General features: G+C 61.5%; 8 protein-coding genes and 1 pseudogene. 3 read left to right on the top strand and 6 right to left on the bottom strand.

Annotated elements, in window-relative coordinates:
• Nucleotides 1-648, top strand: a 648-nt coding sequence (locus tag ABIA33_RS27865; protein ID WP_370085378.1) for a tyrosine-type recombinase/integrase, incomplete at its 5' end; no start/stop codon positions are given.
• Nucleotides 649-1,661: 1,013 nt separating this feature from the next.
• On the opposite strand, the gene ABIA33_RS27860 is transcribed toward ABIA33_RS27865, so the two are convergent.
• Nucleotides 1,662-1,826: a hypothetical protein gene (locus ABIA33_RS27860; RefSeq protein WP_370085377.1), complete on the bottom strand. Its 165-nt coding sequence runs from the start codon at nt 1,824-1,826 to the stop codon at nt 1,662-1,664.
• 294 nt (nt 1,827-2,120) lie between these two features.
• On the opposite strand from ABIA33_RS27860, the gene ABIA33_RS27855 reads away from it, so the two are divergent.
• A complete protein-coding gene (locus ABIA33_RS27855; protein ID WP_370085376.1) occupies nt 2,121-2,918 on the top strand; it encodes a hypothetical protein in 798 nt (265 codons plus the stop codon).
• A 4-nt stretch (nt 2,919-2,922) separates the two neighbouring features.
• On the opposite strand, the gene ABIA33_RS27850 is transcribed toward ABIA33_RS27855, so the two are convergent.
• The 4 genes and pseudogenes from ABIA33_RS27850 to ABIA33_RS27835 all read right to left on the bottom strand — a co-directional run bounded on the left by ABIA33_RS27850 (nt 2,923) and on the right by ABIA33_RS27835 (nt 8,770).
• Nucleotides 2,923-3,492 carry a transposase gene (locus tag ABIA33_RS27850; RefSeq protein WP_370085375.1) on the bottom strand — a complete coding sequence of 190 codons (570 nt, stop codon included), beginning with the start codon at nt 3,490-3,492 and terminating at the stop codon, nt 2,923-2,925.
• Nucleotides 3,493-3,611: 119 nt separating this feature from the next.
• Nucleotides 3,612-3,683, bottom strand: a pseudogene (locus ABIA33_RS27845) (hypothetical protein); the annotation flags it as partial.
• A gap of 84 nt (nt 3,684-3,767) precedes the next feature.
• The gene (locus tag ABIA33_RS27840; RefSeq protein ID WP_370085374.1) at nt 3,768-5,264 is read right to left on the bottom strand and encodes a phospholipase D-like domain-containing protein; all 1,497 of its coding nucleotides are present in this window, start codon (nt 5,262-5,264) and stop codon (nt 3,768-3,770) included.
• Nucleotides 5,261-8,770 carry an AAA domain-containing protein gene (locus tag ABIA33_RS27835; protein ID WP_370085373.1) on the bottom strand — a complete coding sequence of 1,170 codons (3,510 nt, stop codon included), beginning with the start codon at nt 8,768-8,770 and terminating at the stop codon, nt 5,261-5,263. Before ABIA33_RS27835 ends, ABIA33_RS27840 begins: the two co-directional genes overlap by 4 nt.
• Nucleotides 8,771-9,636: 866 nt before the next feature.
• On the opposite strand from ABIA33_RS27835, the gene ABIA33_RS27830 reads away from it, so the two are divergent.
• Nucleotides 9,637-10,116 carry an ATP-binding protein gene (locus tag ABIA33_RS27830; protein ID WP_370085372.1) on the top strand — a complete coding sequence of 160 codons (480 nt, stop codon included), beginning with the start codon at nt 9,637-9,639 and terminating at the stop codon, nt 10,114-10,116.
• A 2-nt stretch (nt 10,117-10,118) separates the two neighbouring features.
• On the opposite strand, the gene ABIA33_RS27825 is transcribed toward ABIA33_RS27830, so the two are convergent.
• Nucleotides 10,119-11,261 carry a hypothetical protein gene (locus tag ABIA33_RS27825; protein WP_370085371.1) on the bottom strand — a complete coding sequence of 381 codons (1,143 nt, stop codon included), beginning with the start codon at nt 11,259-11,261 and terminating at the stop codon, nt 10,119-10,121.
• Between the last annotated feature and the right edge of the window lie 3 nt (nt 11,262-11,264).

The raw sequence follows: 11,264 nt of genomic DNA, 5'->3' as shown, positions 1-11,264 counted from the left end.
GCCCTACTGATCATCACCGCCGCCTACACCGGCATGCGCTGGGGCGAACTCGCCGGCCTGCGCCGCGAACGCTGCCACCTCACCGGCCAGCGCCCCCGGCTGGTCATCGACGCCGAAACGGGCTCCCTGCACGAAGTCAACGGCCAACTCGAGTACGGCACCCCCAAAACCCTCTCCTCGGTGCGCACCGTCACCCTGCCCCCGTTCCTCGCCGCCCTCCTCGCCGCCGAACTCAAACGCACCCGCAGCGACGTCGTCTTCCGCACCGTGCGCGACAAGCACCTGCGCCGCTCCACCTTCCAACGCCGCATCTGGGCCCCCGCCGTACACGGCACCACCCTCACCGACGGCACCACCTGGAAGCCCATCAAGCCCGGCCTGACCTTCCACAGCCTGCGCCACTCCCACAAGACCTGGCTCATCGAAGACGACATCCCCGACGTCGCCCAAGCCCGCCGCCTCGGCCACCGCATGGAACACAAGATCAACGACATCTACTCCCACGTCGCCGACAGCATCGAGCAGACCCTCCTCAACACACTCGAAGCCCGCTGGATCCGGGCGGTCACCAACGCGGCAGATAGCGCCCCTGCCGCCGGTCCCGAGGACGGCGACGCCCGCGGAGCCATCATGCGTGTCCCCGCCTGACGGTGACGGCGGCCCCGCCGGCCGCGCTCAACAACTGGCAGACAACCGCGTACTGACGATGTCGGTCAGTACTCCCAGTGCGGCTGCCCGCTGCCGAAGCTGACACATCGAATGGTCACACCGTGGTCGTTCGTCGTGGTCTTGCCGATGTCTGCCCTGCGGCAGAACTGCCCAGCCTCATAACAGTTCCCGGCGTTGGAGCGAATGGAACAGTTACCACCTGCGGCCCTGGCCGGAGTTGTCGCCGGGGCGGCGTGCGTTGTCTTCGGCGCGACCGGCACCGGCACAGTCCGCACGGGCGCAGGCGCGACCGGGGCCACGGTTGTCGGCGCAGGCGGGGCGACCGATGGCGACACTGGGGCCGCTGTCGTCAGCGAGGCCGAGGGCGTGCTGGGCGCCGTGGTCGCAGCCGTGGCCGACGCGGATACCGGGATGGGCGTCCTGGTCGGGGCGGCTGGCACCGACGAGCAGCCGGCCGCGCTGAGCATCGCAGCGAGGGCCACAAGAGCCAGCGTCCGGGCGGGGCGTGCGCGCAACGACACAGACATGTGGGGTCTCCTCGGAAGCGAGCTCGTGAGGACCAGGAGCCTATGCCCGCCCGCACGGCAGTGACTGGAGTCCGAGCACAGCCAGTGTCACGGTCGGCGGGCCGCGACGCTCGCCAGGGCCAGCCCTGCAGCCACCGTCCCCGGCGTTTCCGCAGGTCACCACCTCCAAGGCTGGAATTGCGCCTTTCAGACTCCGGGCGTGCTGGATGCAGCGCGTATCGGTGTGCGGGCGCGGCGACGCGCTCCCTGCACGCCGGGGCACCCCCCGATTCCCCCGCTGCGGCGTCGCCGGACGCCATGCCTTGGTTCCTGATGACATGCCAGCACATCGGCCGAAGATCCCTGGTGAGGAATCCACCGATCTCCGCGCGGCGCAGCACACCAGTCAGGATTGCCAACAGCGTTGGCCCCGTTCGGGATCTCGGACGGGGCCAACCAGGAGCTGACGGCGGCCGATCAGCCGCGTCACCGCCATCCGAAGTAGAGGTGGTGCGGCAGAACATCGACCAGCAGCCACACCGCCAGCCCTGCGAGTACAGCCCAGAAGAACACTCCGAACCGCGTGTCCGGCGCTGGCCCCTTCCACCGGTGGGACTTCTCCGCGGGGACGGGAGGAGGCGTTGTCTGCATCAGCAGTCTCCTTGGGTTGGCTGCACGTCGGCGACGGCGACTGCAACCACGGTCTACCTAGTCCCGGACCTTCTGAACACTCAGCTACGGCAGGCCACATACCCGAACAGCACTCCATACATCCGGACGCTCTGGAATGCTGACTGGACGGTTCTGGACGGTTCTAGACAGGGGGCGCTGGTGGGCAGGCCGGGGCAGCTGAAGCGACCAGAGTTGGACCGCGGCCCGCTCAAGGACCTCAACGACGCGCTACACGCACTGCACTTGCGCGCCGGGCGCCCCTCCCTGAAGGTGATGGCCGACGCCATCACCAACGGCAGAATCTCCCGCAGCAGCCTGCACAGCGCGCTGACCGCCCCGACGCTCCCGCGCTGGGACGTGGTCGACACCCTGGTCGAGATCCTTGCGACCCGGGCCCGCAACACCAGCCCCGAGCAGGAACTCGACGGCTTCCTTGAACTGTGGAAGCGGGCTGCCACGGACTTGGATCTGCGGTCCACAAGTGGACCATCACCGGCCGCGCTGAGCCGTGTCGTCGAGGCCCCGGCCCGGCGGGTCGTGATCTTCGTCAGTTTGCACCAGCCCGAGACTGGCGACGACGCAGTACTCGCATGGCAACGCAGAGGACTGTTCGAAAGCGTGAAGTCGGCGCTCGCCAAGGTATCCATCGATCCCGGTGCCACTGAGCTAGTTGATCGAGGCGATGGCCTGTTCTTTGTGCTCGACCCAACAGTGCCGCCACACCGCGTCCTGGGGCTTTGGGTCGCTGAGTTGCACGAGGCCGTGCGCGGGGCGAACCAGCTTGCTAAATACCGGCAAAGACTGCGGGTCGGCATCCACCAGGGCGTCACGGTCAGAGACGACCGTCATGGGCCGACCGGCTACGCCGTGACTGTGGCCGCTCGGCTCTGCGACGCAACGTTCGGACGCAACCTGCTCAGCGCGGGCGGGGATCTCGTCGTCGGCATCTCGGAAGACCTATGGAAAGGCGTCGTGCTCCAAGGCCACCCGCACGTTCGCCCCGAGGACTACACCCAAACCGAGATCGAACACTCTGGTTCGGCATGGTTCCGCGTACTCGGTCAACGGTAGATTTCTACTCTCCATCACCCCCGCACTCCGGCGGCCGCGGTATCGCCCTTGGACAGGCGCCACGCATCACGGTGCCGAGATCGTCATCGCCCAGATCCTCCAGCAAGACGCCCCAAGAGGCGGCACCCTGATTCTCCACCCGGTACACGAGAGCGCCATCGGCCACATACAACTCGTCAGGCATGAGCAGCCTGTCGTGATTGCTGGTCAGGTCGGTCCGACGCCCGAGGAATAGATACGCCTGGCACACCGGCCTGGACAGGAACGGCACCGTGACGATGAGACCGGCTACGACCCAGCAGTTGCCGAACCCAGCCGGATGGGAGCCCTTCACGGCGCCGTCGTGCTGCCAGGCAGCTCCGTGGACTTTGCGCCCGGAGCGCTTGAACAACGTGTCGTCCACGGCCACCACCAGCGGTGCACCGTCCGGCAGGAGGCGCTCGACGATCAGGCCGGCCAGGGCCAGCCCGACCTCGTCGATGGACCAGCGTGCGGTGGAGAACAGGCGGTGGCAGCGCGCGTGGTGCCACACTCGCTCCAGACCGGCTGCCAGTCCTGGCCCGACTGTGGCCACCGCGCCGCACCGGAAAGATCGCCCTGGCCCGCGAGATGACCGAACTGCTCGCCACCAAGTTCCCCGAGCGCACCGTCCAAGCCGTCGTGGAGGGTGATGGCGTCGGTGTGGCGTCCGGCGTGGCTGTAGGCGGTGGCGAGGTTGTTGCGGCTGGTGAAGGTGTGGGGGTGGTTGGGGCCGAGGGTGCGTATGCGGTCGGCTAGTGGACAAAGCCGATATGCCGTGACTACGACATCAATCAGCTCATCAAGCAGACCTGCTGACTACCAGTAGCATCAAATGCCAACAGAACTCAAACGTGCCATATAGTCGGCATGGAGCCTATCAACCTCAGATCTAATGGTAATCATTGTTCCTCTCTCGTCACGAAACGGCCTATTGGGATCCCCTTTAAACGATAGCCAATTGAAGCTGGTCACCACGGCATATGAGTGATCTACGATGAGAACCTTCGCATGTGTATCACCAAGTCGGACGAAGTTAAAGGTTTCGTACTTCTTGGCCAGGTCGTTCATTTTCCTTTCTACGGCCCTATCGGCCTCACTTGCGGGGCCCTCGCCGCCAATACCATAACCGATATCTACGTTAACCCCAGAGGAGATCAGGCGTTCAAGATCAGCGACAAATCGTGCGTTTACAACGGCCGCGCGAATCCAGGGGGAGATGATCATAAGCCTCTCCTTGGCAGACGACAGGGCATCCAACATTAGCGGCCTGTGCTCATGAACTTCCAGAACTCTTACTGGAATTCCCTTTAGTGCTGCCTCTGCCTCGTCAAGGCGGCCTGCCATTTCCGTGGCCAGGTCAACCAGAGGCTCTTTTTGCTCATCCGTAGCAATAGAGACCCGATCTTCGAATCCTGCCAATTGATTCTTATAACTCTCAGCCGTTCGCCTGATGGCTGCGATCTCAGCCTCGTCAGCGCGCAACTGGAGAAGCTCTTCACCTAGTAGTGAATCAACTGTTGACTCGGAATCTCGCAAGGGCCCAGTGATTCCGATTTTCCGAATACCTTCAGATTTCGCGAATGCAAGACTGTGATCTTCACTAATTCTTCCGTCTACCGCAAATTGAACCTGGATTTCATCCGGGCGATCCGCAGATTCAAAGATGAGTGCGATTGCTCGGAGGAAGAATTTTTCTCGCCGCCCATCGAGGGACATTACCGTAATTAGGTCATACTTAGCCGTTTCAGTTACGCTCTGCAGCACGATTGATACCTCAGAGGTGTCATCCGGGCCAACAGTGGGCGGATCCACAGGATACGCTGGAATTTCCAGAATATCATGCTGCCGCAAATCTCTAGGTCGCCACCTAAGTGATTTTTCAATACGCACGTACTTCCGCGTGAGCCCGTCGAAAGACAGGCGTAGCGTTTGCTCCTCAGGAGTGATTTCCGCAAGGTCGGCGCACGACTTCTTGCCCGACTCTGAAAGCACATAGTGAAATCTAGGTGTATCGCCGGCAACGGACACCGCTCCACTCGCGGGCACCGCGCTGATATGCCCCTTGACTACGAGCCGACCCATTACCGCATCCGTAACTTCCGTTGGAAGATTCAGAAAGCGAGCAATATCGTCACTGATATTCAGCCCTGCTTCAATACATCGCAGAGTGAACTCATCAAGAACACCGAGGGGCTTTCGCTTCAAAAGTCGACAGCGAACCGGAACTTCCCAAAATGGAAGCCCCACTTCCCTGTACGTTACAAGTCGATACCCAGTGCGCCGCGACAGACGTTGAACAATATCCTCAATGGGGGTTTCGGTCATGAATCTTCAGCCTTCTGGATTTGACAGTCACCATCGCTACGCATGTGCGAAAGAACTGCTCTGAGCGGGTTTCTGGAGCCGAGATTTGAGTCGATGAACGCCGCGTCTCCAACAATTACAAGGCCGTCCCTAGCACGGGAGACCGCGACGTTTACGCGCTCTTGACTACCCAAGAATCCAAGGTCGCCGCTCTCGTTCGACCTAGTAGTGCTAAAGATCGAAATGTCAGCCTCTTGCCCCTGGTATGAATCCACCGTTGCGACCCGCACGTTCAATAGATTCCTACCAAGTTCTCCAGCGGCAAGACTCTCAACAATCTCTCGCCTTTGCGCCTCGTAACCAGTGAGAACTGCCACGCTCAGATTTTGTGATCCGAGTCGGTCGGCAACCCACTGAATCCTATCTAGCAGCTTTGCAATAACTCGAGCTTCGCCTTTATTTCGAAGGCTCTTCCCCACTCTGCTCTCACGCCTATCGCCACGGTCACTAGTATCGACCCAGAGTGCTGCTGCCCCAAGAGATTGTTGGACAACGGCGGAAAGGTCCCTCGGCTCAGAGGTAAGCTGATCATTGTAGAAGCAATGACTGACTAGTCGGCCGATCGTCGGATGCATCCGGTGCTGATGCGTCAACGAGAATTTGCATGATTCTGGAAGGCGCTCCGATAGAACGGAGAACAGAGTCTCGCGCATCTGCTGGCGGCTAATATTGAAGCGATTTAGCACCGCAGGATCGTCTAGGGCCTGTTCAACGAAAGGAGGAAGTTGTCTATCATCACCGACCAGCACCCAGCGCTTGCTGCGTGACAACGGCACCAGGGATTCTGTAGCCGTAGCCTTGGACGCCTCATCGATGATGCACAAGTCAAAATTCATTGAATCTGTGCCCGGGACACCAGCGAGACCGACGCAGGTAGCAGCGACAACCTGTGCGCGGGCAACCAAGACCGCTGTGAACTCGCTCCCTCGGCCAAATCTATCTTCCCAGTCGGAAGAGATCTCTTGAAGCCGAGCTAGTCTAGGGTCATCGAAATTCGTTCGTGAAAGCGCTGAAGAAACTAGGCTCTCGTTAGTTTCTTCGGATCCTGCCCCAAGTGCCTCGGCAACCTTTGTTCTCGCGATGCCTTGCTGTGACATTTGATCCTTCAGAACAGCACGCCATTCAGAGAGCTTCGCTTCCATCTCCACAAGCTTCTCGCCCAGCGGTCCAGCGGATTCAAGCTGGGCCGCAAGAGTTACGCCGGTTTCGATAAACCGTTGCGCTACAGCCACAAGATCAGTACCGCTACCATTTCTGGCTGCACTCTCAATTTCGGAGGCAATGTTGAGGATAGGTCCAGCGAGAGAGTTGAGGCGATCGATCTCTGCCACAAGTGTGCGGCGATCAGATTGCTGTGAATCGATCTCCTTTTGCAAGTCCACCACGCGACGATTCCTGCGCTCGAAATCGAGGGCAGAATTCTTCAGATCCGCAGCATCGATATCAATGCCAAGGCGAGCCGCAAACTCTTTAACAAAGTCGCGACTCTGAAGAAGTACTGATTCGCGCCATTGATCCATTTGGGCGGAAACCGAGAAAGGTTCCACGTCCTGAGCAATCCTATCCGCGCGGCCCAGGCGGAGGAGGCTAACCTCAGGATCCATCTCGCGGATACGCATGAGTGCATTGTCCAACGCAATATGTGTTTGAGAAGTGAGAACGATCCGCCCTTTAGGGTTACTGCGTAGATGCTGCGACACAAGCTCCGCGATGAAAGTGGTCTTTCCAGTTCCGGGGGGTCCTTGAACAAGAAGGAAGTCCCGTGCACCGAGAGAGGCAGATACCGCCTCCCGCTTGGCACTGTCCAGACCCTCCTGAAAAAATTCCGTAACGTCGACAGATTGCGGCACTGCACTCTGTTGCGGATCAAGGAGAAGTTCACGCAGATCAGGGCGGGCTGATTTCCTTCTGGCAATCTTTTCAAGCGCCTCCCTCTCGCGCTTAAGCTTGGATTTTGACGCCTCCGAATCGAACTCCAACGTACCTCGGCGGGGGAGATCCGCTGCCTCGCCCTTAGTAACATAGAGAATTACTTCACTGTTCTCGATTCCTTCAACTTCTCCGAAAAGGACCCTACGGTTCCCCGCTCGCACAAGTCGACCTTCACCAACTTCCAGCCCAGTTGCGTCGGAAACCGAGAATCGGATTCTGCTGCCATCTCGACGAAAGCTATCATAATTTGCCTTAATTCCTCGACCATTTTCGAGAGCGAATTTTGCGTCAAGCACCGAACGCCATCCGGAAAAGGCCGCTGCCTCCGCAGAACTGACCTCGATCTCAGCTCGCTTTGCATCCATCTCGCTGACGATCTGCATTTGATCCACGAGTTCGCGAGCCGCTCGAGCTGGATCTGTCGGTGCGCTCATTCTGAACTTCAGCTTGGGGCGGTACCAGTTCGCCCTAGCTGCCTCAACCAGTTGCGCCTGCGGGCGTAGAATTCGTACTACTCGCAGTACGCCGTGTCGGGTGTGATGTGGCTGGACACGAAGGAGGAGCGTCTGTCCAGAGATCTGCAGATCCGGCTGACTATTTGCTCGAGTGTCATAAGAAAGAGCGCAGACGGCATGGATATCCTCGAGAATACGATCGGTCGTGAGGATAATCCCATACTGTCGCTTGAATGCCTCTAGGGAAGCCGTAGATAGGTCCAAGAAGATCTCGGTTTCAGGAGCGCGCCTCGCTTCTCGCTCTTCTTGAATTGCTGTAAGCTTCGCCTGCAATACGCCAGCGCTCTCCGGGCGTTCGTCTGCTTCGGTAGATAGGCATGGCAACAGCGCTGCAGAAATATCAGGTGGAAGATCAAGGTCCGCAAACTCCGCCTCAACTGCTGCCGCATCTACGGGAATTCTTCCAGTCAAACAGACGATCGTCAGCACGGCAAACGAGTAGACATCGTACGCTGCCGTGGGGCTCCTAGTTCCTCTCTCTTCGGGAGCGTAGGGAATCGTCCCTAGAGGGGCCATAGTCAAGCCGATGCTAACCGTTTCGGCAATGCGAGCAGTTCCAAAGTCGGCGATCTTAAATCGCCCGTTTTCCGCAATCAGAACGTTTTCTGGCTTGATATCACGATGCACATAGCCTTCGGAGTGGATAGCTTGGAGCCCCGAAAGGATATCGCGAGCGATCGGCCAAAAATCATCCCACCCCTCAATGTCAAGATCATTTAGACCTTGCAGGAGATCCTTCTCAAGCCACTCGAAAACGAGATAGGGAGCCCCGTTGTCGCATCGTCCCCAGTCGATCAGTCGCGCTAGGTTCGGATGGTCGCCAAGTGCCTGATAGGCGTCCAGTTCATTTGCCCAAGCCGCCTTTAGTACTCGATCATCAAGGTTTTTTGACGGATCGAATATCTTGACTGCTACCGCGGCAGCGTCGTTTTCGAGATCAACGGACTTAAAGAGTTTGGCATGGCCGCCTTCGGCAGCGGGAGAGGCTGGAAGGGCGAATCGCTGAGCAATGACCTGCAACGCAAAATCCTCCTGCTACTTGTCAAGCTGGCGACCCACCCTCCCAAGATCTCGGGGGCCCGGGCTCTGACAGGGTGAGCCCATTTTTACAGCATCCCCCATCGCCTTGGGGCCGAATCGGCACACACAGGCGCGCCCTGACGATCCGTTTCTCGCGGACGCGGAACGTGTTTGAACAGTCTGCTGCCGGTGCCTACAAGATCCACAACGTGTTGGCCATGACGTACTGTTCCCGCCAGCGCACCTTGCCGCAGTCAGGTCCCGCGTCGGTCAAGGCCAGGAGGCCACTCGGGCAGATTGCAGGCAGACATCCCGTCTTTCACGACGTCAAGCTGGCGCGCGGCGGTGGCTGGTGTTGGTCGTCATCGGTGGAGGGGCGTCTCTCCAGGCTTGTGTCGGGGACAGGGTCACGGCGCCTTCCCATGACGCGTCTTGCGGGTCGTCCCAGGTTCCGGGGTGTGCGAGGACGGCATCCAGAGCATCGCGTGGGATCAGCGGGCCGTAGATGTCGTGCGTCAGTGAAGCGTGCCCTTCCAACTGGACAGGCGAGGCCGTCTCTGCGAGCCGCCACCGACCCTCGATCATGTTGCCTGCCCGGCCGTAGAAAGGACCTCAAAGACCTCTTGACCAGCAGCTTCCGCTTCGGCCGAATCCGAGTTCAGCTGATCCACAACCCGATCCATCGATTCGGAGGGACCAGCCATGCTCCTCGCCGTCCTTACCCCGCTACTCCTCGCCGTCGCCCACCTCGGACCGGCCGGTGGGCAGTTCCTCGCCGCCGACCTCCGCCTCCGTTGCGGACCAGGTTCCGGTCGTCATCGCCGGCGGCCCCGCCACGCCGCACCCAAGAACTGGGGGGCCCGGCGATGACCGTCCGCACCCACCGCGCCCAGCACCGCACCCTTTACGCGTGGGGCCGCAGCACTGACACCCCGGCCGCCGACGCCCGCCAGCACCTGCGCTGCGCGCTCACCGACTTGAACGTCGCGCCTGACGAACTCGACGACGCTCTCGTGATGGCCTCCGAACTCGTCACCAACGCCCATCTCCACGCCACCGGCCCCTACGAGCTTCGGCTGCGCACGACGCCGGTCGACATCATCGTCGAGGTTAGAGACCGGAGTACAGCCGTCCCACCGCCGGTCGAAGCCCCTACCGGGTCACTGTTCGCACCCCGCCCGGAAGATCGCGGCGCGGGCATCGACGCCCTCCTCGCCCAGCTCACCGAGCGCGGACGCGGCCTGCAGATCGTCCACCAGCTCTCTCGGGGCTGCTGGGGATTCTGCGTCCACTCCGGCTTCAAGATCGCCTGGTACGCGCTGGCCCTGCCCAGAGCGGCGAACTGAGCTCAGCCAAGCCCCGCCTCGATCCGCCGCCGCTCCGTGTCGCACACAGTCCGGTAGTGCCAGGCAAGGTCCGCGTCGCCGACCCGCACCGCAGCACGCACGGCAACCTCGAGCATCGAGAGCGGCAAGCGAGGCACCGTTCCGGCATAGCGGTGCCCGGCGTCAAGAACGATCCGGGCGAGGCTGTCGTCGGTTGCCGCTGCGGCAAGCAGGAAGTGCTCCTCGATGAAGGACCGCCCCAACCCTGCATCGCGCCAACCGGGTTGATCGTCCAGGTGGCCCAGGGAGTCCTGCAGTGACTGCCATGCCGTGGTGAAGTCACCACTCAGGCGAGTGAGTTCGGCCAGGCGGCGCAGGCCAGCGGCCCGTGCATCGGGGCCCTGGATCAGGGCAAGGACCCGCCGTTGGACGTCGGCGGCCTCGGTGAAGTCGCCGAACTCGGCGAGTTCGCGTTGCAGGCCGCCGAGTGCGTGCGGGTTGTCCTGCGGCAGTTCGACAGCCCACAGGCGCAGGTAGTGACGGGCACCGTCGCCATCGCCGAGTCGGCGCAGGCGATCCATCCAGGTCCAGGGGGCCTCGTCGGCAGGATCGCGCGGGAAGCGTTCCCGTGTCGCCACGAGCCACGCATCGACGTCCTCCTGGGACATCGCGGGCCCGCCCTGCTCGCCGGTGATCCGCTGCAGCAGCGCCTCGCGGTCCTCCAGCGCGCCGGCGCGGACGAAAGCGACCGTGTCCTCTACCCCGCCCGCCAGGACGAAGGCCAGGTCGTAGCCACACCAGGTGTCGAAGTTCGCCGTCTTCGCCTGCCACTGCAACGCAACATCGTGGACCTGCCGGTGCTCGGCAACCAGCAGCCCTGCCAGCTCCAACTCCTCCCCGCAGCCCTGGAACGGATCCTCGCTGCGGGCAGTCGCCTCCTGGCCGAGCAGAAACCGCAGCAGCGGCAGATCCTCCGGGGTGCTTGCGTACTGCAGCGTCCACAGCGCCCGGGCCCGGGCGAGTTCGTGGAGGTCGCACTCGTATCCCCGCTCGTCCTCGCCCCGCAGGTACGCCAGGCTCCGCCACGTCTGCCGATCCGCACGCAGCCGCTCGAGATCGCTGCACCACGCGGCGACGACCGCAGCCCCCACCTCGTCCAAAGCCATGCG

It is taken from the genome of Streptacidiphilus sp. MAP12-16 (assembly GCF_041262165.1).
Taxonomy (GTDB): Bacteria; Actinomycetota; Actinomycetes; order Streptomycetales; family Streptomycetaceae; genus Streptacidiphilus.
This window is presented reverse-complemented; position numbering and strand designations above follow the sequence as displayed.

Excerpts from the sequence above, each read along its gene's own strand:
- ABIA33_RS27860 (WP_370085377.1), bottom strand. The coding sequence starts at position 1,826 with ATGCAGACAACGCCTCCTCCCGTCCCCGCGGAGAAGTCCCACCGGTGG.
- ABIA33_RS27855 (WP_370085376.1), top strand. The coding sequence starts at position 2,121 with ATGGCCGACGCCATCACCAACGGCAGAATCTCCCGCAGCAGCCTGCAC.
- ABIA33_RS27840 (WP_370085374.1), bottom strand. The coding sequence starts at position 5,264 with ATGACCGAAACCCCCATTGAGGATATTGTTCAACGTCTGTCGCGGCGC.
- ABIA33_RS27830 (WP_370085372.1), top strand. The coding sequence starts at position 9,637 with ATGACCGTCCGCACCCACCGCGCCCAGCACCGCACCCTTTACGCGTGG.
- ABIA33_RS27825 (WP_370085371.1), bottom strand. The coding sequence starts at position 11,261 with ATGGCTTTGGACGAGGTGGGGGCTGCGGTCGTCGCCGCGTGGTGCAGC.